Annotated in this window: 25 protein-coding genes; 10 read left to right on the top strand and 15 right to left on the bottom strand. The window is 68.3% G+C overall.

Annotation, left to right across the window (positions count from 1 at the left end):
• Positions 1-12: 12 nt before the first annotated feature.
• The 5 genes from SPHPHY_RS0116550 to SPHPHY_RS0116530 form a co-directional block, all read right to left on the bottom strand.
• The gene (locus tag SPHPHY_RS0116550; protein WP_022687804.1) at positions 13-462 is read right to left on the bottom strand and encodes a MaoC family dehydratase; all 450 of its coding nucleotides are present in this window, start codon (positions 460-462) and stop codon (positions 13-15) included.
• Positions 463-694: 232 nt separating this feature from the next.
• Entirely contained in the window at positions 695-1,081 is a 387-nt protein-coding gene (locus SPHPHY_RS0116545) for a glycine zipper 2TM domain-containing protein (protein ID WP_022687803.1), read from the bottom strand.
• A 52-nt stretch (positions 1,082-1,133) separates the two neighbouring features.
• A complete protein-coding gene (locus SPHPHY_RS0116540; protein ID WP_022687802.1) occupies positions 1,134-2,405 on the bottom strand; it encodes a dicarboxylate/amino acid:cation symporter in 1,272 nt (423 codons plus the stop codon).
• Positions 2,406-2,804: 399 nt separating this feature from the next.
• On the bottom strand, positions 2,805-3,989 hold the full coding sequence (locus SPHPHY_RS20460; protein WP_022687801.1) for a mechanosensitive ion channel family protein: 1,185 nt from the start codon (positions 3,987-3,989) through the stop codon (positions 2,805-2,807).
• A 1-nt stretch (position 3,990) separates the two neighbouring features.
• The gene (locus SPHPHY_RS0116530) at positions 3,991-5,004 is read right to left on the bottom strand and encodes a DNA topoisomerase IB (RefSeq protein WP_022687800.1); all 1,014 of its coding nucleotides are present in this window, start codon (positions 5,002-5,004) and stop codon (positions 3,991-3,993) included.
• A 129-nt stretch (positions 5,005-5,133) separates the two neighbouring features.
• Here SPHPHY_RS0116530 and SPHPHY_RS0116525 point away from each other — a divergent pair, with 129 nt between their 5' ends.
• Together SPHPHY_RS0116525 and SPHPHY_RS0116520 are read left to right on the top strand one after the other, a co-directional pair.
• Complete coding sequence (locus tag SPHPHY_RS0116525) at positions 5,134-5,691, top strand: type 1 glutamine amidotransferase domain-containing protein (RefSeq protein ID WP_022687799.1); 558 nt, start codon at positions 5,134-5,136, stop codon at positions 5,689-5,691.
• Positions 5,692-5,804: 113 nt separating this feature from the next.
• Positions 5,805-6,140 carry a hypothetical protein gene (locus SPHPHY_RS0116520; RefSeq protein WP_022687798.1) on the top strand — a complete coding sequence of 112 codons (336 nt, stop codon included), beginning with the start codon at positions 5,805-5,807 and terminating at the stop codon, positions 6,138-6,140.
• On the opposite strand, the gene SPHPHY_RS20455 is transcribed toward SPHPHY_RS0116520, so the two are convergent.
• Positions 6,097-6,438 carry a hypothetical protein gene (locus SPHPHY_RS20455; protein ID WP_022687797.1) on the bottom strand — a complete coding sequence of 114 codons (342 nt, stop codon included), beginning with the start codon at positions 6,436-6,438 and terminating at the stop codon, positions 6,097-6,099. The genes SPHPHY_RS0116520 and SPHPHY_RS20455 overlap by 44 nt on opposite strands.
• Complete coding sequence (locus SPHPHY_RS22340; protein ID WP_022687796.1) at positions 6,435-6,611, bottom strand: hypothetical protein; 177 nt, start codon at positions 6,609-6,611, stop codon at positions 6,435-6,437. Before SPHPHY_RS22340 ends, SPHPHY_RS20455 begins: the two co-directional genes overlap by 4 nt.
• A gap of 85 nt (positions 6,612-6,696) precedes the next feature.
• Between SPHPHY_RS22340 and SPHPHY_RS0116505 the strand changes: the two genes are divergently transcribed.
• Together SPHPHY_RS0116505 and SPHPHY_RS0116500 are read left to right on the top strand one after the other, a co-directional pair.
• Complete coding sequence (locus tag SPHPHY_RS0116505) at positions 6,697-7,314, top strand: S24 family peptidase (protein WP_022687795.1); 618 nt, start codon at positions 6,697-6,699, stop codon at positions 7,312-7,314.
• A gap of 51 nt (positions 7,315-7,365) precedes the next feature.
• Positions 7,366-8,385 carry a fumarylacetoacetate hydrolase family protein gene (locus SPHPHY_RS0116500; RefSeq protein WP_022687794.1) on the top strand — a complete coding sequence of 340 codons (1,020 nt, stop codon included), beginning with the start codon at positions 7,366-7,368 and terminating at the stop codon, positions 8,383-8,385.
• Positions 8,386-8,460: 75 nt separating this feature from the next.
• On the opposite strand, the gene SPHPHY_RS21050 is transcribed toward SPHPHY_RS0116500, so the two are convergent.
• Both SPHPHY_RS21050 and SPHPHY_RS0116490 read right to left on the bottom strand, forming a co-directional pair.
• On the bottom strand, positions 8,461-8,922 hold the full coding sequence (locus tag SPHPHY_RS21050) for a BLUF domain-containing protein (RefSeq protein ID WP_022687793.1): 462 nt from the start codon (positions 8,920-8,922) through the stop codon (positions 8,461-8,463).
• A gap of 79 nt (positions 8,923-9,001) precedes the next feature.
• Positions 9,002-12,256, bottom strand: coding sequence for an error-prone DNA polymerase (locus SPHPHY_RS0116490; protein WP_022687792.1), 3,255 nt, complete (start codon positions 12,254-12,256; stop codon positions 9,002-9,004).
• A 42-nt stretch (positions 12,257-12,298) separates the two neighbouring features.
• Here SPHPHY_RS0116490 and SPHPHY_RS20445 point away from each other — a divergent pair, with 42 nt between their 5' ends.
• Positions 12,299-12,562, top strand: coding sequence for a type II toxin-antitoxin system Phd/YefM family antitoxin (locus tag SPHPHY_RS20445; protein WP_196802182.1), 264 nt, complete (start codon positions 12,299-12,301; stop codon positions 12,560-12,562).
• A complete protein-coding gene (locus SPHPHY_RS0116480; RefSeq protein ID WP_022687790.1) occupies positions 12,559-12,972 on the top strand; it encodes a type II toxin-antitoxin system VapC family toxin in 414 nt (137 codons plus the stop codon). The genes SPHPHY_RS20445 and SPHPHY_RS0116480 overlap by 4 nt, the downstream gene beginning before the upstream one ends.
• A gap of 1 nt (position 12,973) precedes the next feature.
• Here the strand turns inward: SPHPHY_RS0116480 and SPHPHY_RS0116475 are convergent, their stop codons facing one another.
• A complete protein-coding gene (locus tag SPHPHY_RS0116475) occupies positions 12,974-15,181 on the bottom strand; it encodes a Y-family DNA polymerase (RefSeq protein ID WP_022687789.1) in 2,208 nt (735 codons plus the stop codon).
• Complete coding sequence (locus SPHPHY_RS0116470; protein ID WP_022687788.1) at positions 15,096-15,845, bottom strand: ImuA family protein; 750 nt, start codon at positions 15,843-15,845, stop codon at positions 15,096-15,098. Before SPHPHY_RS0116470 ends, SPHPHY_RS0116475 begins: the two co-directional genes overlap by 86 nt.
• 195 nt (positions 15,846-16,040) lie before the next feature.
• Here SPHPHY_RS0116470 and SPHPHY_RS0116465 point away from each other — a divergent pair, with 195 nt between their 5' ends.
• The 3 genes from SPHPHY_RS0116465 (at position 16,041) to SPHPHY_RS0116455 (ending at position 19,881) form a co-directional block, all read left to right on the top strand.
• Positions 16,041-17,354 carry a 3-methyl-2-oxobutanoate dehydrogenase (2-methylpropanoyl-transferring) subunit alpha gene (locus tag SPHPHY_RS0116465; protein WP_022687787.1) on the top strand — a complete coding sequence of 438 codons (1,314 nt, stop codon included), beginning with the start codon at positions 16,041-16,043 and terminating at the stop codon, positions 17,352-17,354.
• Between the two features lie 145 nt (positions 17,355-17,499).
• A complete protein-coding gene (locus tag SPHPHY_RS0116460) occupies positions 17,500-18,504 on the top strand; it encodes an alpha-ketoacid dehydrogenase subunit beta (protein ID WP_028057030.1) in 1,005 nt (334 codons plus the stop codon).
• A 6-nt stretch (positions 18,505-18,510) separates the two neighbouring features.
• The gene (locus SPHPHY_RS0116455; protein ID WP_022687785.1) at positions 18,511-19,881 is read left to right on the top strand and encodes a dihydrolipoamide acetyltransferase family protein; all 1,371 of its coding nucleotides are present in this window, start codon (positions 18,511-18,513) and stop codon (positions 19,879-19,881) included.
• Between the two features lie 93 nt (positions 19,882-19,974).
• Here the strand turns inward: SPHPHY_RS0116455 and SPHPHY_RS0116450 are convergent, their stop codons facing one another.
• Positions 19,975-22,146 carry a primosomal protein N' gene (locus tag SPHPHY_RS0116450; RefSeq protein WP_022687784.1) on the bottom strand — a complete coding sequence of 724 codons (2,172 nt, stop codon included), beginning with the start codon at positions 22,144-22,146 and terminating at the stop codon, positions 19,975-19,977.
• Between the two features lie 218 nt (positions 22,147-22,364).
• Positions 22,365-23,810: a diguanylate cyclase domain-containing protein gene (locus SPHPHY_RS20440; RefSeq protein WP_022687783.1), complete on the bottom strand. Its 1,446-nt coding sequence runs from the start codon at positions 23,808-23,810 to the stop codon at positions 22,365-22,367.
• Between the two features lie 91 nt (positions 23,811-23,901).
• Between SPHPHY_RS20440 and SPHPHY_RS0116440 the strand changes: the two genes are divergently transcribed.
• Positions 23,902-24,789, top strand: a complete 888-nt coding sequence (locus SPHPHY_RS0116440; RefSeq protein ID WP_028057029.1) for a tyrosine recombinase XerC — start codon at positions 23,902-23,904, stop codon at positions 24,787-24,789.
• A 22-nt stretch (positions 24,790-24,811) separates the two neighbouring features.
• Here SPHPHY_RS0116440 and SPHPHY_RS0116435 read toward each other — a convergent pair whose 3' ends face one another.
• On the bottom strand, positions 24,812-25,411 hold the full coding sequence (locus tag SPHPHY_RS0116435; RefSeq protein ID WP_022687781.1) for a DedA family protein: 600 nt from the start codon (positions 25,409-25,411) through the stop codon (positions 24,812-24,814).
• Positions 25,412-25,430: 19 nt separating this feature from the next.
• Entirely contained in the window at positions 25,431-26,396 is a 966-nt protein-coding gene (gene gshB / locus SPHPHY_RS0116430; protein ID WP_022687780.1) for a glutathione synthase, read from the bottom strand.
• Positions 26,397-26,415: the final 19 nt, after the last annotated feature.

Raw genomic sequence — 26,415 nt, 5'->3', positions numbered from 1 at the left:
CCCTGAAAGATCCTAGACGAAGACCTGCGTGATCCATTCGGCGATCATCGCGGGCTTTTCCTGCCCCTCGATCTCGACCGTGATCTCGGACGTGGACTGATATTGCCCGGCACGCTTCTCCTCGAAGGCGACGAGCCGCGAATGGCTGCGAATTCGTGCGCCGGACGGTACGGGAGCGAGGAAGCGGACGCGGTTGCCGCCGTAATTCACCTGCATCGTCGCGCCTGCGGGCTGCGGCATGTCCGGCGTGGCGGCGGCGAGTTGCGGGAGCAGCGACAGCGTCAGGAAGCCATGCGCGATCGTGGTGCCGAACGGCGTGGCGCGCGCCCGCTCCGGATCGATATGGATGAACTGACGATCGCCGGTGGCCGCGGCGAACGCATCGATCATCGCCTGCGTCACGACGATCCAGTCCGAGACGCTGACCCGGCCGACGGCGGCCTTCACTTCCTCAAGCGTCACGCGCGCACTCTCCCGATCTGTCGTGGCATGGTCTAGGCGCTGTATGGTGATGGTCGCAAGAGGTGGCGAACCGTAAGCGCGAAATCATCGGGGTTGCTTCTGTGCGGCCGAGCAAACCCGATCTTCCAAACACGGGATTGCGCCGACGCGTCGCACAAAGAAAGGCCCGCTGGTGCGATCGATCGTCGCGCCAGCGGGCCGTCCTCATGCCAGGGCGAAGCCCGGCATCAGCCTAGCGGCACTTCACCTTGCCGCGGTCGATCTCCCGACCCAGCAGCGCCCCTGCGCCGCCGCCCGCGAGCGTGCCGAGCAGCCCGCCACCGACGAGGTTGCCGAGCAGCGCACCGCCGGCACCGCCGACGACCAGGCCGGTCGTGCCGTCGTTGCGCTTGCAATAGGAACGCCCGTCGCGGCCGCGATAGACCTGGTCCTCACGGCTCAGGCGACGCTCGCGATACTTGCCGCGGCGATAGTCGCGCGAGGCATCCCAGTCGTTGCGATCGCCATGCCATTGATAATCGCGGTCACGATCGCGACGCTGGGCGTCCGCCGCCGGTGCGGCGACCATCGGGGCGGAGACGGTGGCCATCGCCAGCGCCGTCAGCAGAGCCTTCTTCATCTCGATCAATCTCCTTCTACTGCCTGCACGAACGTTGCAGGCGTGGAAGGGTTCACGCGGGTTGCGCGGCGATCGCATCCGGCTGCCCGGCAAGGAGGTTTTCGCGTTGCGCGACGATCAGCGGCACGACGACCTGGCCGGCGACGTTTACGGCGGTGCGGCCCATGTCGAGGATCGGGTCGATCGCCAGCAGCAGCCCGGCCCCTTCCAGCGGCAGGCCAAGCGTGGTGAGCGTCAGCGTGAGCATCACCAGCGCGCCGGTCAGCCCCGCGGTCGCCGCCGAGCCGATGACGGAGACCAGTGCGATCAGCACGTACTCGGGCGCATGAAGCGCGATGCCATAATATTGCGCCACGAACAGCGCCGATATCGCCGGGTAGACCGCTGCGCAGCCGTCCATCTTGGTGGTGGCGGCGAACGGGACGGCGAACGCGGCATAGTCGCGCGGCACGCCGGCCTTCTCGGCCACATCCTCGGTGACGGGCAACGTCGCGATCGAGGAACGCGAGACGAAGCCGAGCTGGATCGCCGGCCAGGCGACCGCAAAGAACCGACGTGGCGACAGGCGGTTGGCGGCAAGCAGCGCCGGGTAGACGCCGAACAGCACCAGCGCGAGCCCGAGGTAGACCGCACCCGCGAAGCTGCCGAGCGCCGCCAGCGACGACCAGCCGTAGCGAACGATCGCCGTGCCGATCAGCCCGGCGGTGCCGAGCGGGGTCAGGCGCACGACCCAGCGCAGCAATTGGCGGAAGATCGTGAGCAGCGAAGCGTTGACGGCGAGGAACGCCTCGCCCGCCGCGCCGACCTTCACCGCCGCCGCACCGACCGCGATCGCGACGACGATCAATTGCAGGACGTTGAACGAAATGCCGGTGGTGGCCGCGCCGTCCTTCAGCTTGGTGGACGCCTCCAGCCCCATGAAGTTGCCGGGGATCAGCCCGCGCAGGAAATCCAGCCACGAGCCGGTGGTGCCCGGCGCCGCGGCGCTGGCGACATCGACGCCGGCGCGCACGCCGGGCTGCAGCACCGTACCGAGCGTCAGCCCGATCGCGACCGCAATCAATGCGGTAATCGCGAACCACAACAAGGTCTGCCCGACGAGCCGTGCAGCGTTGCCGAGGTCGCGCAACGCCGCGACCGAAGCGACGAGCGCAGTGAAGACGAGCGGGATGACCAGCGCCTTGAGCAGTTTCACGAAGCTCTCGCCGGTCAGGCGCAGCGCCTCGGCCAGCACGCCATCGGGCGCACCGCGCGCGACGAAGCCGAGTGCGACGCCGATCGCCATGCCGGCGAACACCTGCACGGTGAAGGAGGGTTTCTTCATACATCACAGTTGTGATGGCCGAGGCGTTCGTGCCAGCAACTTTGCGTTTGTGGCCGGGGAGCGCGGCTTGTTCATGCGGGCGTAGGGGGCGGAATCGGGTAAAACTCCGCGCCATTCTCGCGTCGGGAACGGGCGAAACGACGCGCGGCCGATCCGTCATCGCTTCGCTGCGCTCGCGATGACGCGCAAGTGCGGACGTCGCCGCGTCGGCTGTTCTGCCGCGGAGACAACAGGATAGCTGTTCCCCTTGCCTGTGAGTCCGGGCGTCGCATCCGACGTATTGATGCAGTTGCGGGATCCGGGCGGTCGATGCTGATCAGGCGCGCTGCTGTCGGGCCGACCGGCGAGAGCGCGACACGATGCCGCCAACGCGCCCCCCCGGTTACGGAGCGGCTCTGGTCAGTTCTTCGCCGTTTGCTCCGCCGCCGCGACATGCGCCGGATCGGCGTAGGGCATCACCAGCGTGCCGTCCGGCGCTGCGGTGTAGGTCGTCTGCGTCGGATACGGGATGGCGATGCCCTCGGCGGCGAAGCGGCGGATGATCGCGACCATCAGGCGGTTACGCGTGGCGTGCGCGGTCGCCCAGTCGTCGCCGGGCGTATCGACCTGGAGCACGTAGTCGAGGCTGGATGCGCCAAACGATTCGAAGCCGGCGCGGGCCACCTTCGCGCCCTCCGCCTCCACCAGTTCGGTAAGGATGTCCGGTATGCGCGCGAGCGTGTCGGGCGGTGTCTCGTACGCGACGCCGATCGTGTACGAGACACGGACGTGGTCGCGCCACGAGGTGTTCTGGATTTCCTTGTCGAGCAGGTTGCGGTTGGAGATGATCCGCAGTTCGCCGGTGAAAGCGCGGATGCGGGTCGACTTCAGCCCGATCGCCTCGATCACGCCGCTGGTATTGTCGTAGCTGACCTTGTCGCCGCGTCGGAACGGACGGTCGAAGATGATCGCCAGCGCGGCGAACAGGTCTGCGAAGATGCCCTGTGCGGCCAGGCCGATCGCGATGCCGCCGACGCCGAGCCCCGCGACGAGGCCGGTGACGTTCACGCCGAGGTTGCTGAGCACGACGACGAATGCGATCGCGAACACCGCGAAGCTGACCAGCAGGCGGATCAGCCCCATCGCGCTCATCAGCGCCTCACCCGAATAATGTTCGTCGCGGGTGCGATGCTCGATCGCACCGAGGATGAGTTCGCGTGCCCAGATCGCGGCCTGGAACACCGCGGCGACGGTGAACAGGAAGGTGATCGTCTTGTCGACCTCGGGCGGGGTCGCCGCGTAGCCGTCGACCAGCTTCGCCGACAGCATGACGATGAAGAAGGCGTTGGTCCGCTCGATCGCACGACCCAGCACGGCGGCCCAGCCCTTCCCGGACGCGCTGCGCTGCGCCAGCCGCGGCCCGAATGCACGCAGCCAGAACAGCAGCAGCGCGATCGCGACGCCTATCCCGACTGCGATCAGGATCTGCAGCCAGTTGCGTTCCAGCCAGACGACGCTGGACCGGAACAAGATGTCGAGCTGCGCTCCGACGCGTTCGGTATCGAACGCCGCCTTGTGGGCGGCGGCGGCACTGGTATTGCTCATGTCAGGCGGCCTTCAACTCGCACGCACCGCAATTCTCGAGGAAGGCGATCAGCCCGCGTTCGGTACGCGTCAGATATTGGGTGGCGCGCGGCAGGCGCAGCGACTGGCGGAACGATGCCTGGGCCGCCTTGTCCTTGCCGAGTTCGATCAGCGCCGGGTGAACGTAGGACTTGCGCGCAATGGCCGGGGTATTGCCGAGATGCGCGACGACCGGCTCCAGCATCGTCTTGAGCCCGATCGGCGTAGCGGCAGTGGCGAGCGCCTCGAAGGCGACCACGCTGGCGCCCCAAGTGCGGAAATGCTTGGCGGTGAAGGCGGCGCCCGTGGCTTCGCGGATATAGGCGTTGACGTCCGACGAGGTGACCGCGTGCGGCGCGCCGTCGTCACCGACGTACTGGAACAGCTTCTGGCCGGGCAGGTCCTGGCATTTCTTGACGAAGCGCGCGAGGCTGCCGTCGGTGATCTTCAGGCGACGCAGCTTGCCCGACTTCGCCTTGTACTCCAGCCGCAGTGTGCTGCCGTTGATCTGCGCGTGGCGATCGCGCAGCGTGGTGAGGCCGAAGCTCTTGTTCGTCTTGGCGTAGGTCTCGTTCCCGATGCGCAGCGCGGCGATATCCAGCAGCTTGACCACCGCGGCGATGGTGCGTTCCCTGGTATGTCGGCGGCTTTCGAGATCCGCCTCGACACGCGCGCGAAGCTTGGTCAGCGCGTGGCCGAACGGTGCGCACAGATCGTATTTGGCCGCCTCCTGCTGCGCGCGGAAGCCGAGGTGGTAGCGATATTGCTTGCGGCCCTTTTCGTCCCAGCCGACTGCCTGGATGTGGCCGTCCGGATCGGGGCAGAACCATGCGTCGGTATAGGCGGGGGGCAGGCCGACAGCGTTCAGCCGGTCGATCACGTCACGGTCGGTGATCCGCTTGCCATCCGCGCCATAATAGGCCCACGCACCGTGGCGCGTGCGCTTGCGCGTGATGCCGGGCGAATCATCCTCGAAGAAAACGATGTTGGCCGTCACCTCTGCCCTTCCGCCGGTGTTGTCCCTGCACGGCTCTGGAAATGCGCGGGCCATCGCATCGTTCCGGAACGGGCGCCGTGCGCGGCGGGTTGGGCGAGATGGAAACCCCCTTTCCATCAGGAGATAGACATGGCCGATTTGTCGCAGGCGCGCGTGCTGATGATCGCCGCCGACGGGTTCGAGACGGTGGAATTGTTCGAGCCGCGCAAGGCGCTGGAAGCGGCGGGCGCGACCGTAACGCTCGCGTCCATCAAGCGCGATCCGATCCAGGGCATGAAGGGCGACATCAACAAGGCGGAGACCGCCACGCCCGACATCACGCTGGATGAAGTGGAGGTCGAGGATTACGACGCGCTGGTGTTGCCGGGCGGGGTCGCCAACCCGGACAAGTTGCGCGTCGAGGACCGCGCGGTCGAGATCGTCCAGCAATTCATGGACGAGGACAAGATCGTCGCCGCCATCTGCCATGCGCCGTGGCTGCTCGCGGAGGCCGACGTGATCGACGGCCGGCGCGTGACCGGCTTCGTATCGATCCGCACCGACCTGGAGAATGCCGGCGCCGAGGTGGAGGACGAGGAAGTGGTGATCGACGACAACCTCATCACCAGCCGCAAGCCCGACGACATCCCGGCGTTCAACAAGGCGATCATCGACGCCCTGGCCGAGGAACTGGCCGACGCCGACTGATCGTACCGCCGCCGCGCCGGGCGATCCCCGGCGCGGCGGTATTTTTTCCGTTTACCGCAATGGATAGCGCCGCGTTTACCATCGGCTTACCAATTGGCCGTTAAGCCAGTCTCATGTTCGACGACGCTCTTCCGATCGCTGCCCGCAGTCCGGGTGTCCTCACCGCCATGTACGACGCCGTCGCGCGCCTGCCGCGACTGGCGAAGGGCCGTGACCGACATCGAGCGGTCGACGGTCACTCGGCACTGCCGCGCGCCGGGATGCCGGCGGCGTGGATGTCGCCACCGTCGGAGCAGCCGCTGCCGCGCGACCTGAACCTGCCGCTGAGCGCGTTCGATCCCGGCGCGTTGCGCCGCACGGTCGTCCAGCCGGTCGTCGCCTCTGCTGCGGCGTTCGTCGATCCGATCATCCTCGAGCGCACGCTGCACCGCATCCACGCGCGCTGCTGACCTCGCACGCCACGGTTACGCCGACGATCCGCAGCGTTACGCGGCCGCCGCTGCTTTGGCGGGCCGCGACGCGCAGATCGGCGAGCAGATGCCCGGGGAGGGGAAGGTCGAGCGCGGCGAGGTCCGCGGTCCACGCCTCCAGTGCGGCGCCGGGTGTGGCGTTGACCACCAGCTCATGACGATCGCCCGAGAACGTCGCGCTGTGCCATGCGGTCGCATGATGGCTTTCGATCGCGAGCGATGCGCCGGCATCGGCCGCCGAGCGGGCGACCGCGCGCTCGAAGCGGACTGTGCTCATGACGCGCGCGCCGAAAGGATCGCCTCGATCCGGGCGCAGAGCGCCGGGCCGGGCACGCGTCCGCGGCGCAGATCGCGGACCAGCCGCGGGTCGTTCACCGCCCGCCGCCCGAACGTGGTTTCTGCCACCCCGGTCCGCTGCAGATACACGTCGATGTCGCCAAGCAGGTTCATGGAAGCGCCTCCGATTCTTGATGTTCCTTATATGTTCTGCTTTGTTCTACTTGTCGAGGAAAATTCCTCAGTCTAGTAGCAGTCGATGGACGACACGCCGCAGCAGGCCCTCGCGCAAGCGGCGCGCACGCGCGGCGTGGCGCTGTCCGCGCTGTCGCGGATGCTGGGGCGTAACCAGGCGTACCTCGGGCAATTCGTGAACAGGGGCACGCCGCGCCTGCTGCCGGAACGCGAGCGGCGGATGCTCGCCGACTTCCTCGCGATCGACGAGGCGGTGCTCGGCGCACCTGCACCCGTGAGCGAGGAGGTGGCGGTGCCGTGGCTGGCGGTGACCGCGGCGGCCGGGCGGGGGCGCATCGCCGACGAACGCGTGATCCGCACGGAGCCATTGCCGCGCGCGGCGCTGCGCGCAGCCGGGATCGCGGCGAACGACGCGTCGCTGATCGGGGTAGCCGGCGATTCGATGGCGCCGACGTTGCGGGATGGCGACCGCCTGCTGGTCGACCGCGCGGCGCGGCGCCCCGGCGCGCGCGGTGCAATCTACGTGCTGCGGCGTGGCGAGACGGTGGCGGTGAAAAGACTGGTCGCGCACGGCGCCGAAGTCGAGATTCGCAGCGACAATCCCCTGTGGCCGGTCGAGCGCGTCGATGCCGCCGGGATCGAGGTGATCGGGCGGGCGCGGCTGCTGCTGCGGCGGCTGTAGCGGGACAGGCGCGATATCGATACACCAGCGGCAGACAAGGAGAGGTAGCCCATGAAACTGGCCAGTCTGAAGCAGGGGCGCGACGGTCGCCTCGTCGTGGTGTCCGACGATCTGGCCTGGTACGCCGACGCCGGACATATCTGCGCGACGCTGCAGGCGGCACTCGACGATTGGGAGCGGATCGCGCCCGCACTGGAGCTGCTCGCCACCGACCTCCGCAACGAAGCGATCCCGCGCGAACGCTTCCACGAACATGACGCCGCGGCGCCATTGCCGCGCGCGTACCAGTGGCTGGATGGATCGGCGTATGTGAACCATGTCGCGCTGGTGCGGCAGGCACGCGGGGCGGAGTTGCCGGACAGCTTCTGGCACGATCCGCTGATGTACCAGGGCGGGTCGGACGGCTTCCTGGGTCCGCGCGACGCCATCCCGCTGTCCGACGAACGCTGGGGTTGCGACCTGGAGGGCGAGGTGGTGGTCGTCACCGGCGACGTACCGCTGGGTGCGACGCGCGAGGAGGCGCTCGACGCGATCCGGCTGGTCGGGCTGACCAACGACGTGTCGCTGCGGCACTTGATCCCCGACGAATTGGCGAAGGGGTTCGGGTTCGTGCAGTCGAAGCCCGCCTCGGCCTTCTCGCCGGTGTTCGTGACGCCGGCAGCGCTGGGCGAGTGGTGGAAGGACGGCAAGCTGCACCGGCGGCTGATGATCGAGCTGAACGGCGCGCCGTTCGGACGCGCCGAGGCGGGCGAGGACATGACGTTCGACTTCGGTACGCTGATCGCGCACGCCGCGAAGACGCGTGCGCTGGGCGCGGGAACGATCGTCGGGTCGGGTACGGTGTCGAACCGCGATGCCGATGGCGGCGCGGGCCGGCCGATCGCCGACGGGGGCATCGGCTATTCATGCCTTGCGGAGTTGCGCACCGTCGAGGCGATCCGCGACGGCGCCGCGACGACACCGTTTCTCGCGAAGGGCGATACCGTGCGGATCTGGATGGAGGATGATCGCCACCACCCGATCTTCGGCACGATCGAGCAGAGTGTCGGCGAACCGACGGTCGGCGAATAAGGGGCCGGCGAATAAGCGGCCGGCAAATAAGCGGTCGGTGAACGGGCGCCAGGCGAGCAGGCGATCGCCTGGCGTTCAGGCGTAGCCGGCCACGCCGGGCGGCGTGCCGCGTGCGCGCAGCCCGGGGTGGCCGAGCATCGCGAAGCCGATGAAGGCGGCAACCAGCCGATGGTTGTCGACCGGGCGCAACGTACGCTTGAGGTCGGCCAGGAAGGCGCGCGTGCCCTGCGCGTCGTTGACGCGGCGTACGTCCATCGCCCAGTCCCCGAACTGGCGTACCGGTACGAAGGCGCGCTCGACATAGGCGATCGAGGCGTGTCGCGCGTCACGTGCGATCCGCGCCATCGTCGCGTCGACCGCGTTGGCATCACCTTCCAATGCCTGGATGAAGCGGCTGCCGTCGTGGAGCAGCAGCCCGGTGATCGCGTTGTCGGCATTGGCCATCGCGGCGCCCTGCGCCAGCTCCTCCAGCGCGGCATCGTCCAGCGGAGCGGATGCGCGGCTGATATACACCAGTTGAAGGATCGCTTCGGCCATCGGCGGGAAATGTGGTGGCGACGGCATTTTGTCAGGTGCATTTTGTTACATTTCAAGATTTTCCGTGCTGCCCCCGCGGTCAGTGGAAATCGTGGCTCTGCACCGGGATGTCGTTTTCGCCACGATCGCGGAAATGATAATCGGAGCGCGGTCGCACTTTCCAGCCGGGATCGCCGCGGTCGGGCGCGCCGGGATGGGTGGCGCCGTCGCCGCGCGCGACCAGCCGCGGCAGGTCGACGTCGCCGACCTCGCGCAGCATCGCGGTGAGATCGGTCACGCGGTCGACGATGATATGGGTCACCTCGCCTTCCACCTGCACGCGGCCCTTCAGCCCGACCATCGCCGCCGACATGACGGTGCGGCGCTGCGCCTCGAAGCGATCCGGCCACAGGATACCGTTGGCGACGCCGGTCTCGTCCTCGATCGTGATGAACAGCACGCCCTTCGCCGAGCCGGGGCGCTGGCGGACCAGGATGATCCCGGCGACCTCGATCGGCTTGCCGTCGAAGCCCTTCAGGTCGGCGCAGCGCGCGATGCGCCGTTCGTCGAGGCGCGGACGCAGGAAGTGCAGCGGGTGCGCCCGCAGCGACATTTGCGTGGCGCGATAATCCTCGACCACCTCGCGTCCTTCCGTCAGCCGGGTGAGCGTCACCGGTTCCTCGCGCCGCTCCAGTCCCGCCAGCAGCGGCAGCGGCGCCTCGCCGAGCCCGCGGATCGCCCATAGTGCCTGTCGACGGTCGAGGCCGAGCGCGTGGAAGGCATCGGCACGCGCGAGCTTCTCCAGCGTGGCAAGCGGGACGCCCGAGCGGCGCCACAGATCCTCGACCGACGTGAAGCGTGCCCGCGCGCGTGCGGTGAGCAGGCGGCCGGCGTCCGCACCCGACAGTCCGGCGACGATGCGCAGCCCGAGCCGCAGAGGATGGCGTCCGATGCGTGTCGCCGGCAGCAGCGCGGTATCCCATTCGCTGTCCAGCACGCAGACCGGGCGCACCACCACGCCGTGTTCGCGCGCATCGCGAACGATCTGCGCGGGCGCATAGAAGCCCATCGGCTGCGCGTTGAGCAACGCCGCGCAGAACACGTCGGGATGGTGGCATTTCATCCATGACGAAGCGTAGGCGATCTTGGCGAAGCTGGCGGCATGGCTTTCGGGAAAGCCGTAGCTGCCGAAGCCCTCGATCTGCTTGACCAGCCGCTCCGCGAACGCTTCCGTGATGCCGTTGCGCAGCATGCCCGTGATCAGCCGCTCGCGGAACGGGCCGACACCGCCGGTCGACTTGAACGTCGCCATCGCACGACGCAACTGGTCGGCCTGCCCCGGCGTGAAGCCCGCGCCGATCACCGCGACCTGCATTGCCTGTTCCTGGAACAGCGGCACGCCGAGCGTCTTGGCCAGTACGCGTTTCAAGTCCGGGCTGGGGTATTCGACCGCTTCCTTCTGTTCGCGGCGCTTCAGATAGGGGTGGACCATGTTGCCCTGGATCGGGCCGGGGCGGACGATCGCGACCTGGATTGCGATGTCGTAGAAGGTCGTCGGCTTCATGCGCGGCAACATGCTCATCTGCGCACGGCTTTCGATCTGGAACACGCCCAGCGTGTCGGCCTTCTGGATCATCGCATAGGTGGCCGGGTCGTCGTCCTGGAGCGCCGGGCTGGCGAGCGTCATGTCGACGTGCTTGTGCTCGCGCAGCAGATCGAAGGCGCGGCGCATGCAGCCGAGCATCCCCAGCCCGAGGATGTCGACCTTCATGAACCCGAGTTCCTCGATATCCTCCTTCTCCCATTCGATGACGCGACGATCCGCCATCGCGGCGGGCTCGATCGGCACGAGATCGTGGAGCGGCGCACGGGTCAGCACGAAACCGCCGGGATGCTGCGACAGATGACGCGGCGTGCCGATCAACTCGCGCGCCAGTTCCAGCGCGAGCGCGAGCCGCGGCTCCCCGGCGTCGAGGTTCAGCGCCTCCACATGCGCGGTCGGCACGCCTTCGTTCGACCAGCCCCACACCTGGCTGGCGAGCGCACCGGTCATGTCCTCGGGCAGTCCCAGCACTTTGCCGACCTCGCGGATCGCGCCGCGGGTGCGGAAGCGGCTGACCACCGCGGTCAACGCAGCATGATCGTGGCCATAGGTCTCGTAGATCCACTGGATCACTTCCTCGCGGCGCTCGTGCTCGAAATCGATGTCGATGTCGGGCGGTTCGCGGCGTTCCTCGGAGATGAAGCGTTCGAACAGAAGCTGGTGCTTGACCGGGTCGATCGAGGTGATGCCGAGCACGTAGCAGATGATCGAATTGGCGGCGCTGCCGCGCCCCTGGCACAGGATGCCCTGGCCACGCGCGAAGCTGACGATCGACATGACCGTCAGGAAGTAGGGCGCATAGTCCATTTTCCCCACCAGCTTCAGTTCGTGGTCGAGCATCCTGGTGTAGTCGTCGGGCGGGGCGCCGTCGAAATGCCGTGCCAGCGCGTTGCGGGCGAGCTGTTCCAGCGCCTGCTGCGACGTGCGCCCGCTCATTACCCGTTCCTCGGGATATTGATAGTCGAGTTCGCGCAGCGAGAAGGTGCAGCGCTCGACGATCGCGGCACTTGCGGCCAGCGCCAGCGGGTGATCGCGATACAGCCGCTCCATCTCCGCCGGCGGCTTGAGATGACGATCGGCGCTGCGTTCGCGGCGCAGGCCAAGTTCGTCGATCGTGCATTTCTCGCGGATCGCGGTGACGACGTCGTGGAGCATGCGCTTGTCGGGGGCATGGTAGAGCACGTCGCCGGTGGCGAGCGGGGTGAGGCCGTGCGCGCCGGCCGCCGCGGCGATGCGGTGGAGCCGCAACGCCTCGCCCGGGCGGCGATAGTGGGTGAGGCAGACATGGCCGGCGGTGCCGAACAGGTCGGCCATCCAGCGCATGTGATCGGCGTCGACGTCGTGACCGGGGACGAGTGCGGCGACCAGGCCCTGCGCGTATGCGGCGACGTCCTCCCAATGGAGGAAGCAGCGGCCCTTCTCGCCGCGTTGCGCATCGGCGCGTGCCTTGCCGCGGCTGAGCAACGTGGTGAGCCGCGACCAGGCGGCGCGGTCCTCCGGCCACACCAGCAACGACGCGCCGTCGACGAGGTCGAGCCGGCAGCCGGGAATGGCGCGGATCGCAAGGCCCTGCTCGCTGGCGAGCTGTTCGGCGGCGTAGAGCGCGCGCACCACGCCGGCGACCGAGTTCCGGTCGACGATGCCGAGCGCCGGCATCCCCATCAGCGCGGCAGTGCTGAACAGCTCCTCGCACGACGACGCGCCACGCAGGAACGAGAAGTGCGTCGTGACCTGCAGCTCGCTGTACGTCATGGTGCGAGATGACTATATGAGTTGGTCAATCCGGAGGTGGTGATGGGCAAGGTCGTGAGCGTCAGCGAGTTCAAGGCCCATTGCCTTCGGCTAATCGACGAGATGCAGGAGGACGGTGAACCGCTGACCATTACCAAGCGTGGCAAGGTGGTGGCGGAAGTCGTGCCGAAGCGTGATGTGCCGCTGAAGCCCGTATTCGGGCTGCTCAAGAATGATGCGTACCGCTTCGACGATCCGTTTACGCCCGTGTCGGACATGGAGGAGTGGCACGACAATAATCCTGCCGGCGTGTATCGCGCGCCATGATCGTCATCGACACGCTTGTCCTTGTCTGGCTGGTTCAGGGAGATCGGCGACTCGGTGCGGTAGCGCAGGACGTGATCGCAACGGCGCGCAGGACCAACGGTGCCTCGATCCCGACCATCATGAGTTGGGAAATGGCGATGCTGGCCGACAGGGAGCGTCTGGCGCTGCGCATGGAAACCGGCCTTTGGTTTACGCATGTCGTGGCGACGGGCGGCTTCCGCTGGATCGCGCTGACGCCGGAAATCGGCATCGATGCTGGAACGTTGCCTGGCGCTATCCACGGCGATCCGGCGGATCGACTGATGATCGCTACCGCCAGGCATCTGGCCTGCCCGATCCTGACCGCCGACGAGAAGATCCTCGCCTACGCCACCGCGGGGCACGTCGCGGCGATCGACGCGCGCGTCTGAGCTAGCCGAACGTGCCATGCACGTACCATGACAGGTCACCGGTGACCGCGCGTTGCGCGTCGCCGCGCCGGAAAAGCCAGAAGCGGCGGCCCTCGGCGTCCTCGACCTGGAAGTAGTCGCGCACCGAATCGCGTTCGGCGACGCGCCGCCACCATTCGCCGGTGATCCGCTCCGGCCCGTCGCCGCGCACGATCGCATGGGTGACGCCGCGCCACGTGAAGCGGCGCGGCCAGTGATCGGGCAGCTCGGCCATGACATTGTCGACCGGCTCGGGACGGCGCAGCAACCGTGCGGGACGCGGCCAGCGCGGGTGCCAGGGATGATCGACGCCGCGCGCATCGAGCCGTCGTACGTCGTCGCGCGCCAGTACCGGCGCGGCATGCGCGGGCGGATCGAGCGCCGCCGCGCCGCCCACCGAGCGTTCGGGGACATCGCTTTCGACTGCGCAGGCGCGCCACAATCGCCGCGTCCCGATGCGATTGACGATCGCGTCGATCAGCGGCGCGAGATCGGGACGTTCGCCGTCGGCGAGGTCGTCATCGAACGCCTCCGGCCCGAGCGGGTCGGCGCGGCGGACGTGAAGCGCAAGCGCCTCGATCCCGAACCCAGGATCGAGCCGCTCGATGCGGCGCAGCAACAACCGCAGCATATGGGCGGGCGCGCGGGTCGGGCGCGCGAAGCCGACCCGTTCGACCTGCACGGCGGCGTCGATGCGCGTGGCGGCGAGCAGCACGACGCGCGCTCCGCGGCCGTCGCGCGCGAGATCCTCCACAAGTCGCGTGACGAGCTGTGCGATCCAGTGCGCGATCGGTTCGGCCGTCAGCAACGGTTCGGCGAAACGCTGCTCGACGATGATCGCGACCGGCGGAACGATCGGGGCGAGCGGCTCGGCGGCGCGCCCGCTCGCCTGGTCGAGCCGCAACGGCACCGCGCGTCCGAACCGCCGCGCTAGCGGCGCGCGCGGGAGCGCGGCGAGCTGCCCGACATGGTCGATGCCGAGCCGGCGCAGCAATTCCAGCGCGTGATCGTCAATCCGCAACGCCGCGACCGGCAGCTTGGCAATGGCAGTCAACGTCTCGCCGGGCGGGAGGATCGTGACGCCGTCTGCAGCGTGGTGCGCGCAGGCCCAGGCGGCTCCCGCGGTGTCGGCGATCGCGACCCGCGCGGTGATGCCGATCCGCGCGAGCAGGCGCACGATCCGCCGTGCCATCCCCGCCTCGCCGCCGTGGAGGTGTGCGACTCCGGTGAGGTCGAGGAACAGCGTCTGCGGATCGGCGATGGCGACGGTTGGCGACCAGCGGCGCGCGAGTGCGACCGCCAGCCGGTGCAGGTCGCGCGCGTCACCGTCCGGATCGGCGTCGCGCACGACCACGTCGGGCGTGGCGGCGCGGACCTGGGTCAGCGCCATGCCGGGAACGATGCCCAGCGCATGTGCGGCGGAGGAGACGGCGGCGACCTCGACGCGGCTGCCGGCCTTGCGGACGGTGACGAGCGGCGGCGCGGTTTCGGGGATTACCGGCCGGGTGGGGGCGGGCATGGGCGTACAGACGCGCGAGACGGTGCCCGCGGTACTGCGCCCGGTGTCGAAGAAGGCGGCGACTTGCCCGACGGTCGCGCCGGCATCGTTGGAGCCGCGGCGTTCCTTCGCCGCGTGCTTGTCGGGATGCGGGCCATCGCCGGGATAGCGGATCGCCGGCATCGCGTTCCAGGCGGCGAAGGGCGGGGCCGCAGCCGTCATCCCTGCCGAAGCCGGGGTGTCCGTATGGCGGGTGGTGTCCGTCTGCTGCGGACGATGGAGGTGAGGTGCCGGATCTTTGTCGCGCACGCCCTCGCCATGCGAGCGCACCGCCACCATCGCCGGTTCGGGCCAGCCGCTCGCCTTGCCGCCGTCGTCGCCGGGCAGGCGCTTGTACGGGTGTTCGGCGGCTTCGCTGCGGCGACCCATTTCGCGCATCGGCGGGCGCTGGTGCGCGGGCAGCGCGGCGACGTGGCGCGCGACGTCCTCGCGTGCCCAGCGCGCACCGGGGCGCCAGCCGCTGTTGCGCGGCGCGTCGCATTGCTTGCCGCCCTGTTCGGCGTCGCCTGCCGCCTTGATCGCGGCAAGATCGAGCGCGACGCGCCGCTCAGGCGGCGGCGCGAGGGCGGGCTCGGCCCGCCGCAGCCGGTCGATCGACCAGTCGGGCAGGTAGAGCGAGGCGACCCGTTTCATCGCATGCCTCCACGATCGTTTGAAATGCTTCGCCGCCACGCTGGCGGACCAGCGCCACGTCCCAGCGCGCGCGCCCGATACCGGCGACCGGCAACGGCGCGGACGGGGCGGAAGCGATGCGCCAGCGCGTCACCGCCGCGGATGGCACAGCGAGCGGGTCGGCACCCTCCCGCGCGTGCCGCTTCATCAGCAGCGCGATCGTCCGCCCGCCCTCCGCCGCCAGTTGCAACCGGCGCGTCGAGGCCATCGCGGCACGGCACGTCTCGCCGATTACCGCCCCCAGTGCGCGGTGGCGCAACCCCTCCTCCATCAGCGCCAGCACCTCGGCATCGTCGGTCGCCTCGGCATAGAGCACGCGTTCGGGGTCGAGACCCGACTGGTAGAGGCCGGGCGCGAACAGGTCGCGCCGCCGCACCACCCAGAGGACCGGCCCCCAGGCACGCGCGGCGATCCCGGCGAGGAACAGGGTCGCCGACGCATCGTCACTTGGCGAGGGCGTCGCGGCGGCGATCTCGTGCAGTGCATCGAGCCGCAGACCGGTGTTCGCCAGCCGCGCATCGAGTTCGCCAATCCCGAACGGCAACACCGGACGGCGACGATGGCCGTCGCCTTCGATGGCGCGGAGCGTATCGCGCAGGGATTGAAGGACGCTCGACTCGGGCACGGCTGGTACGACTCCGCAAAGGGATGTTCGTTCCTAGTTTGTTCCGCAATGGCGAGTCGAGTCAATTCGTTGAATAGCCCGAGAATGCTGGGTTCGTCACCTTGCTACATGGGGGCTTTCGTCGCGTTTGAAACAATATTACAAGGACGGGAAACCGCGCCGTCACCCGAAACGGCGCGTGATGGAGAGTGAGACTTGGCCGACGATCCCGGCATCCAGCATCCCGCCGGCAACCCGCCGCCGCAGAATCTGCCACGCCTGTCGCTGCACGTGCCCGAGCCCAAGTTCCGGCCCGGCGATACGGTCGACTTCGCGGATGTCGAGGTGCCGGCGGCGGGCGCGGCGCGCCGCCCCGACACTGCGGAGCCGGCGAGCGGCTTTACCGAACTGGCCTATACGATGGTGCGCGTCCTGGACGAGCAGAACCAGGCGGTCGGCGCGTGGAACCCGCGGCTATCCCCCGATAAACTGCGCCGGATGCTGCGCCACATGGCGACGGTGCGCGCGTTCGACGAACGCATGTTCCGCGCGCAGCGACAGGGCAAGACCAGCTTCTACATGAAATCCCTGGGCGAGGAGGCAGTGGCGGTCGCCGCCGCGCACGCGCTGGATGCCGAGGACATGTGCTTCCCGTCCTATCGTCAGCAGGGCCTTCTCATCGCGCGTGGTTGCCCGATGGTCGACATGATGAACCAGATCTATTCGAATACCGGCGACAAGTTGCAGGGCAAGCAGCTGCCGATCATGTATTCGGAAAAGAGGTTCGGCTTCTTTTCGATCTCGGGGAACCTGACGACGCAATATCCGCAGGCGGTCGGCTGGGCGATGGCGAGCGCGTCGAAGGGCGACACCCGGATTGCGGCGACATGGTGCGGCGAAGGCTCCACCGCGGAGGGCGACTTCCATTCCGCGCTGACCTTCGCGACCGTCTATCGTGCACCGGTGATCTTCAACGTCGTCAACAACCAATGGGCGATCAGCAGTTTCTCGGGCTTCGCCGGTGCGGAGGCGACGACGTTCGCGGCCCGCGCGGTGGGTTACGGGATCGCCGGGCTGCGCGTCGACGGCAACGATGCGCTGGCGGTCTATGCCGCCACCGCATGGGCCGCGGAGCGCGCGCGCACCAACGCCGGCCCGACGCTGATCGAGCATTTCACGTACCGGACCGAGGGGCATTCGACCTCCGACGATCCCACGCAATATCGCTCGGCCGGCGAGCCGACCGCATGGCCATTGGGCGATCCGATCCGGCGGCTGAAGGACCATCTGGTCGCGATCGGCGAATGGGACGACGCGCGGCAGGAAGCGATGGACCGCGAGGTCGCCGAAGAGGTGAAGCGCGCGCAGAAGGAGGCCGAAAAGAACGGCATTCTGGGCCACGGCCTGCACCAGCCGCTCGACAGCCTGTTCGATGGCGTGTTCGAGGAGATGCCGTGGCACCTGCGCGAGCAACGCCAGCAGATGATCGACGAGGAAACCGCCAGCGGGCGGCCGTGGGCGCGCAAGTGAACGCTCTATTCGTCACCGCGGCGAACGCCGGGGTCTCGCGTCACAAGGGCGCTCTTCGTAACAGGGAGGTCCCGGCCTTTGCCGGGATGACGTCGATTTGACCGACATGATCGAACAACCGGCGGAGGATACCGCCACCACCCGCATGAACATGATCCAGGCGATCAATTCGGCGATGGACGTGACGATGGCGCGCGATCCGTCGATCGTCGTCATGGGCGAGGACGTCGGCTATTTCGGCGGCGTGTTCCGCGCGACTGCCGGTTTGCAGAAGAAGTACGGCAAGACCCGCGTCTTCGACACGCCGATCACCGAATGCGGGATCATCGGCGTGGCAGTAGGAATGGGCGCCTATGGCCTGCGCCCGGTGCCGGAGATCCAGTTCGCGGATTACATCTACCCCGCGCTCGACCAGTTGGTCAGCGAGGCGGCGCGGCTGCGCTATCGCTCCGGCGGCGAATTTACCGCACCGATGACGGTGCGCTCGCCATTCGGCGGCGGGATTTTCGGCGGGCAGACGCACTCGCAGTCGCCCGAGGGGATCTTCACCCACGTCTCCGGCGTGAAGACGATCATCCCGTCGACGCCGTACGATGCCAAGGGGCTGCTGATCTCGGCGATCGAGGACAATGATCCGGTGATCTTCTTCGAGCCGAAGCGCATCTACAACGGGCCGTTCAACGGCCATTGGGATCGCCCGGCGGAAAACTGGTCGAAACATCCCGCCGGCGAGGTGCCGACCGGTTATTACAAGATCCCGCTGGGCAAGGCGAACGTGGTGCGCGCGGGCGAGGCGCTGACAATCCTCGCTTATGGCACGATGGTGCACGTCTGCGCGCAGGTGGTCGCCGATGCCGGCGTCGATGCCGAGATCATCGATCTGCGCAGCCTGGTGCCGCTGGATATCGAGACGATCGAGGCGTCGGTGAAGAAGACCGGCCGCTGCATGATCGTCCACGAGGCGACGCGCACCGGCGGGTTCGGCGCCGAACTGTCGGCCCTGGTGCAGGAGCGATGCTTCTATCACCTGGAAGCGCCGGTCGAGCGCGTCACCGGATTCGACACGCCGTACCCGCACAGCCTGGAATGGGCCTATTTCCCCGGACCGGTGCGGATCGGGCAGGCGCTCAAGAAGATTCTGAAGGATTAAAGGCAGATGGCGCGTTTCACCTTCAAGCTGCCGGACATCGGCGAAGGCATTTCCGAGGCGGAGATCGTGGCATGGCACGTCGCGGTCGGCGACCGCGTCGAGGAGGACCAGAGCCTCGCCGACATGATGACCGACAAGGCCACCGTCGAGATGGAGTCGCCGGTTGCAGGCGTCGTCGTGGAAATCGCGGGCGAGGTCGGCGATCAGGTGTCGATCGGCGCGGCTCTGGTCGTGATCGAGATCGAGGGCGAGGTCGAGGTCGAGCGCGGGGAGGACAGCAGCGCCGCGGGCGAGGTCGCCTCACCGGCTACCGACGAGGCGACGCTGGAGGCCGAGAACCCTGGCGTCGAGGAAGTCACCGCTTCCATTCCTGCAAGGGAAGGACCGCCGGAAAGTGGCGGATTTGAAGACCCGGCGCCGGAGCGGGCCGCCGCTTCCGACGCCCGCGATCTGTCCCGGAAAGTCGAACCCGCTCCTGAATCCTCGCTCGCAGGAACTGGCGTCGTCCTTGCTTCTCCGGCGGTTCGCGCACGGGCGAAAGACCTGGGCGTCGACCTCGCGCAGATCCGCGTCGGTGACGGCGAGCGGATCCGGCACGCCGATCTGGATGCGTTCCTCCGCTACAGCACGGGGCAGGGCTATCACGCGCCGCACGCGGCCCGTGCGCGCGACGACGAACAGGTGCGCGTCATCGGCATGCGACGGCGCATTGCCGAGAACATGGCGGCGTCGAAGCGGAATATCCCGCACTTCACGTATGTCGACGAGATCGATGTCACCGCCCTGGAGGAGATGCGCGCCGACCTGAACGACAATCGTGGCGGGCGACCGAAGCTGACGATGCTGCCGTTGCTGATCGTGGCGATGTGTCGGACGCTGCCCGAATTTCCGATGTTGAACGCGCGATATGACGATGAAGCCGGGGTCGTGACGCGCTCGGGGCGCGTGCATCTCGGGATGGCGACCCAGACCGATGCCGGGCTGACCGTACCCGTCATCCGCGACGCGCAGGACCGCAATGTCTGGCAATTGGCGACGGAGATCACGCGACTGGCGGGCGCGGCACGTGCCAACAAGCTGACGCCACAGGAAATGGGTGGCGGAACGATCACGGTCACCTCGCTGGGGCCGCTCGGCGGGATAGCGACGACCCCGGTCATCAATCGGCCGGAAGTGGCGATCGTCGGGCCGAACAAGATCGTCGAACGCCCCGTATTTCGGCCGAACGGGCAGGGGGGCGACGACATCGTGCGCGCCAAGCTGATGAACCTGTCGATCAGCTGCGACCACCGCGTGGTCGATGGCTGGGACGCCGCCAGTTACGTGCAGGCGCTGAAGAAGTATCTGGAAACACCGGTCCTTCTGTTCGCTGACTGAAGTGCCTCGTTCGTCATCCTGAGTAGAGCGACGCGCTTCAAGGCCGGGCCAGAACCCGCCGGATCGCGTCGCCCAGCCCGCAACGACGGAGTGTTACAGGAAATTGTACGGGTCGACGTCGACCGCGACCCGCACCTTCGCAGCCCATTCAAGCCCGCCGAGCCATGCGCGGATCACGTCCTGCACGTCGAGCGCGCGGCGGGCGTGGACCAGCAGGCGAAATCGGTGCCGCCCCCGTAACATCGCAAGCGGCGCCGGCGCCGGGCCATAGACTTCCATGCCGTCGATACGTGGCGCGGCGCGGGCGATCGCGCGGGCGGTGTCATGCGCGGCGCCCTGTTCCTCGCTGGACACGATGATCGCGGCGTAGCGGCCATAAGGTGGCGCGTCCGCTTCCTGGCGGGCTTCGGTTTCGGCGGCGTAGAACGCGTCGGCATCGCCGGTGATCAGCGCCTGCATCACCGGCGCCTTCGGGCTGTGCGTCTGGATGAAGACGTGGCCAGGCTTGGCCCCGCGCCCGGCCCGGCCCGACACCTGGCGGATCTGCTGGAAGGTGCGTTCCGCCGCGCGCAGGTCGCCGCCGTCCAGCCCGAGATCGGCATCGATGACGCCGACGTTGGTCAGGTTGGGAAAGTGATAGCCCTTGGTCACCAGCTGCGTGCCGACGACGATGTCGATATCGGCCGCCTCCATCCGCGCGACGAATTCGGCCGCCTTGGCGGGGCTCCAGATCGTGTCGGAGGTGACCACGGCGACGCGTGCCGTCGGGAACAGCGCCGCGACCTCGTCGGCGATCCGCTCCACCCCCGGCCCGCACGCGACGAGCGTATCCTCGTTCTGGCATTCCGGGCACAGCCGCGGCACCGGTTCGATATGGCCGCAATGGTGGCAAGCCAGACGGCGGGTCAGGCGGTGCTCGACCATCCACGCGGTGCAGTTCGGGCATTGGAAGCGGTGCCCGCACGTGCGGCACAAGGTGAGCGGCGCATAACCGCGACGATTGAGGAACAGCAGCGACTGTTCGCCGCGCTCCAGCGTGTCTTCGAGCGCCTTGACCAGCCGGGGACTGATCCAACGGCCGCGCTCCGGCGGTTCGGCGATCAGGTCGATCGCCTCGATGGTCGGCATCTGCGCGACCCCGAAGCGACCCGGCAGCTTCACCTCGGCATATTTGCCGAGCGCGACCTGGTGACGGGTCTCGATCGCGGGCGTGGCGCTGGCGAGGATCACCGGGCACGCCTCGAACAGCCCGCGCATCACCGCGACATCGCGCGCGTGATAATGGACGCCGTCCTCCTGCTTGAAGCTGGTTTCGTGCGCCTCGTCGACGACGATCAGCCCGAGGTTCGCATAAGGCAGGAACAGCGCCGAGCGCGCGCCGACCGTCACCCGCGCCTCGCCGCCGGCGATCGCGCGCCACGCGCGTCGCCGCTGCGTAGCGCGTAGTCCGGAATGCCACGCCACGGGTTCGCAGCCGAAGCGGTCGTGGAAGCGTTTCAGGAACGGTTCGGTCAGCGCGATCTCGGGGAGCAGCACCAGCACCTGCCGTCCCGAGCGGAGCGCGGCAGCGACCGCCTCGAAATAGACCTCGGTTTTCCCGGAGCCGGTGACGCCGTCGAGCAGGGTCGGGCGAAAGGCCGCGGCGTCGACGTCGGCCACGAGCGTCGCGGCGGCGGCGCGCTGGTCGTCGGAGAGCGTCGGAGGGGCATGGTCGGGGTCGGGGACCGGAAAGGGACTGTCGATGTCCACCGGCACCCCCTCCAAAGCGCCGGTCTTCACCAGCCCGCGGATCACCGCGTCGCTGACGTCGGCGATTTGTGCCAGCTCGCGGATCAATCCCCGTCGTTCGCCGATCCGCTCGAGTGCTTGCGCGCGCTGCGGGGTAAGACGATCGGGCACGTCGCCGGTGGCGCGATATTCGACGACGCTGCGCCCGCCCTCCAGCGCGGACGTGGAGGACAGCGCCATGCGCACGACCGCGGCGGGGGGCGCGAGGTAATAATCCGCGGTCCATTCGATCAACCGGCGCAACGGTGCGCGCAGCGGCGGCACGTCGGCGACCGCGAGCAGGTTGCGCAGGCGGTTGTCGCCGACCTCCGCATCGGACGGCATGCGTTCCGGCTCCCAGGCGACGCCAAGCAGCTGGCGCGGGCCCAGCGGTGCGACGACCACGGAGCCGGGCTCTACGCTCATCCCGTGCGGCACGCGGTAGTCGAGCGGGCCCAGGGCGGAGTTGAGGACAAGGACGCGCGCGCGGGAAGACATCGCGGCGACATATGGGGCGTGCGCGAGTCGGAGGGAAGCGGGCACGATGCTCGCCTCGCGCGGCCGCTCAGGCGTGTTCGAGCATCACTGGTCCCAGAAGCGAGCAGATGATCTTCGTCACGAGCGGTCGGACCGGAGATCGTCGCGAATGCCGTTCGACGCGATCGATCAGACGCTGCGTACGAATCCCGCGTCGAAGACCGCCGCGAGCGGCGACCTTATGCAGCGCGGCGCATGTTGCGGGTGCCGACGCGGGCGCGCTTCGCGGAGTAGAGGATCGTATCGGCGCGACGCGCGAGATCGCGCAGCGAGTGGCAGTCGTCGTCGAACGCCGCAATCCCGACCGAACCCGCGCTGGTCATGACCACCCCGTTCGCCTCCACCGGCACGCGCAGCACCGACTCGAGCCGATCGCGCAGGCCGTCGATATCGGCGGCCAACGCCGGATGCTCGACGATGACCGCGAATTCGTCGCCGCCGATCCGCGCCGCGATGCTGCCCATCAGCCATGGCTCGGCAAGCGCAGCGCCGGTCAGCCGCAGCACGTCGTCGCCGGCGCCGTGGCCAAGCGTGTCGTTGATCGCCTTGAATCCGTCGAGGTCGATCAGCGCGAGGTGTAGCCGGGTGCCGTCACGGCGGGCGCGCTCCATCGCCGCCTGCAACTCGCGATCGAAGGCGGCGCGGTTGGCGATGCCGGTCAAGGCGTCGGTGTCCGCCGAGCGACGCAATTGCTGCTCCAGCGCATAACGATCGGTGACATCCTGAAAGACGCCCACCATCGCGACCACGCGGCCGTCGACAATCTCCGGATCGGCCATTGCGCGGACGCGCCGGAGGCGACCGTCGGCCGTAACGAAGTCGCTTTCGATCCCGAACGGCTGGCCACGCGCGATCGACTTGTCGAGCGAGGTCTGCACGGTCGGGCGGATGTGCTGCGGGTAGAAGCGCAGCGCGTCGTCGAGCTGTGGCCCGTCACCGACCGGCAGCCCGTGAATGCGATAGACGTTGTCCGACCATTCGAGCGTCTGGTCGACGATCGACAGCCGCCACGATCCGATCGCGGCGATCTGTTCGGCCTGGCGAAAGATATGGTCCTGACGGCCGAGGCGCGTCACCAGTTCCTCGCCGGTGGTGGCGATGTGGATCGCCTTCAGCGCGGTGCGGCGCGCGTCAAGCAGTGCCTCGGCGAGCGTGGCGAGGTGTGCCAGTGCGGCCAATTCGCGCGGGTCCGCGTGGCGCGGGCGATCGTCGACAACGCACAACGTGCCGACCGCCCGGCGGATGCCGTCCGGATCAGGAACATGGAGCGGGGCGCCGGCGTAGAAGCGAACGCCCGCGTCGATGACGAACGGACTTTCGCGGAAGCGTTCGTCGGCAAGCGTATCGTCGATCACGGTCATCCGGTCGTCGACGACGGTGCGATCGCAGAAGGCGGTGTCACGTTCGAACGACATCGCGCCAGGCGTCGTCCGCGCTTTCACGAACAAGCGGTCTTCGCCGACCAGGTTGAGCAACGCCGTGGGGCAGCCGAGCAATTCGGCGGCAAGCGCGACGAGCGCGTCGAACTCCTTCTCGGTCTCGGTGCCGAGTAGTGCCAGCGCCTGCAACGCGGCAGCACGGCCGGATTCAACGGCACGGTCGTAGGTGGTACCGGTACGTGTCATGCAGGCAATCTAGCGCGGGTAACGTTAATTTTGATTTGCCAATGTCGGTCACGCGCGGGAAAGCGGCGAAGTGAGCGATGATCCTGCCCTGCTGCCGCTGCCGCTGCCGGTGCAGTGGTCGATCCATCTGGCGCGCGACCGGCGCCGCTCCGAGCACACGGTGCGCGCCTATCGGGCGACGGCGGAGCGGCTGCTGGCGTTCCTGAGCGTGCATTGGGGCGAGTCGGTGGACCGTGCAACGCTGTCGAGAGTGAGTGCGGGCGACCTGCGCGCCTATCTGGCGCAGCGGCGCGGACGCGGACTGGGCAATGCCTCGGCGGCGCGCGAACTGTCGGCGGTGCGCGGCTTCCTCGATTGGGCGGGGGGCGCGGGGGCAGCGCCGCGGCTGAAAGGGCCGCGAGTGAAAAAGGGCATGCCGCGACCCATCTCCCCGGACGAAGTGGTGGCGCTGGCCACCGACGTCATGGAAGAGAGTGACGAGCCGTGGGTGGCGGCGCGCGACTGGGCGGTGCTGATGCTGCTCTACGGCGCAGGGTTGCGGATCGGCGAGGCGCTGGGGCTGACGGGTGCGGCGCTGCCGCTGGGCGAGACTTTGCGCGTGACCGGCAAGCGCGACCGGACGCGGATCGTTCCGCTGTTGCCGCCGGTACGCGCGGCCGTAGAGGATTATGTGGCGCGCTGCCCATGGCCGATGACGCGGGACGCCGCGCTGTTCCGCGGCGTGCGCGGCGGGACGCTGGACGGCGGGATCGTGCGGATGCGGGTGCGGGCGGCACGCGGGCGGCTGGGCCTGTCGGACCGGACGACGCCGCACGCATTGCGGCACAGCTTCGCGACGCACTTGCTGGGTCGCGGCGCCGATTTGCGCGCGCTGCAGGAGTTGCTGGGGCATGCCAGCCTTAGCTCGACCCAGGTCTACACAGGGGTGGATGCGGCGCACCTGCTCGACGTGTACCGCAACGCGCACCCGCGCGGGTAAGCGACGCGGTCGGCCTTCGCGATCAGCCGCGCGGCTTCCAGGTCGCGACCCGCCAGGCATACCAGGCGAGCGCCAGCGCGGTCAGCGCGATCCCGACCGGACCAACGTAACGGTCGAGCTCGGCGAAGCGGCTGCCGAGATAGAAGCCGGCACCGGCCAGCACGCCATTCCAGATGATGCTGCCCGCGAAGGTCATCACCAGAAAACGCGGCATCGGCATCGCGGCCATGCCGGCCGGCAGCGAGATCATCGTGCGGAACGTCGGCATGAAGCGGAAGACGAAGATCACCCAGCCGCCATGATCGTGAAGGAAGCCGCGCACGCGCTCGACATCGTCCCATTCAATCGTCAGCCAGCGCCCGTGCCGCTCCACGAACGGGCGGAAGCGTGCGTAGCCGAGCCGGCGGCCGATCGCGTACCAGAACACGTTGCCGGCGGTGGTGCCGGCAGTGCCCCACAGCAGCAGCGGGAGCATCTCCATCTGCCCGCGCGCCACTGCGATCCCGCCGAGCCCCATGATGACTTCCGACGGGATCGGCGGCACGACATTCTCTAGCGCCATCAGCAGGAAGATGCCGAAATAACCGCCCGCGACGATCCAGTGGATGATGAAGTCGGTCACGCCGGCGCCAACGGCCCGCTCAGGCGGCGCGTTCCGCCAGCCTGCGGTCGATCGCGTCCCAGATCAGCCCGGCGACGTCCGTGCCGTCGAACGCCTCGATCGCGACGATGCCGGTCGGGGAGGTGACGTTGATCTCCGTCAGCCATTCCCCGCCGATTACGTCGATGCCGACGAAGATCAGCCCACGACGCTTCAGCTCCGGGCCGAGCGCTGCGCAGATCTCGCGCTCGCGCGGGGTCAGTTCGGTCTTCTGCGCCGAGCCGCCGACCGCAAGGTTGCTGCGGATCTCGCCCTCGCCCGGCAGGCGGTTGATCGCGCCCGCTACTTCGCCGTCGACCAGCACGATACGCTTGTCGCCCTTCGCGACATCGGGGAGGAATGCCTGCACCATGTGCGGCTCGCGCCATGTCTGGTTGAAGACCTCCATCAGCGCCGACAGGTTCTCGCCGGCGCTGCGGACGTGGAAGATCGCCTTGCCGCCGTTGCCGTGCAGCGGTTTCACGACGATCTCGCCATGCTGCTTCAGGAACGCGCGCGCTTCGTCGAGCGAGCGCGTGATCAGCGTTGGCGGCATGAAGTGCGCGTAATCGAGCACGAACATCTTCTCGGGCGCGTTGCGGACGCTGACCGGATCGTTGACCACCAGGGTGCGGTCGGCGATGCGCTCCAGCAGGTGCGTGGCAGTGATATAGCCGAGGTCGAAGGGCGGATCCTGCCGCATCAGCACCACGTCCGCCTCCGCGCCGAGATCCAGCGCTACCGGGTCGCCGACGCTGAAATGGTCCCCTGCCACCCGCTGGACGGTGACGGGATGTGCCTTTGCCCACAGCTTCCCGTCGGACCAGTTGAGCGCGGTGGCGTCGTAGTGGAACAGCCGGTGGCCGCGCGCCTGCGCGGAGAGCATCAGCGCGAACGTGCTGTCGCCCGCGATGTTGATCTGGTCGAGCGGGTCCATCTGGACGGCGACGGTAAGCGGCTTGGTCATGTGCGTGGATGTAGGGGCG

This window comes from Sphingomonas phyllosphaerae 5.2 (assembly GCF_000419605.1).
In the GTDB taxonomy this organism is placed as follows: Bacteria; Pseudomonadota; Alphaproteobacteria; order Sphingomonadales; family Sphingomonadaceae; genus Sphingomonas; species Sphingomonas phyllosphaerae_B.
This window is presented reverse-complemented; position numbering and strand designations above follow the sequence as displayed.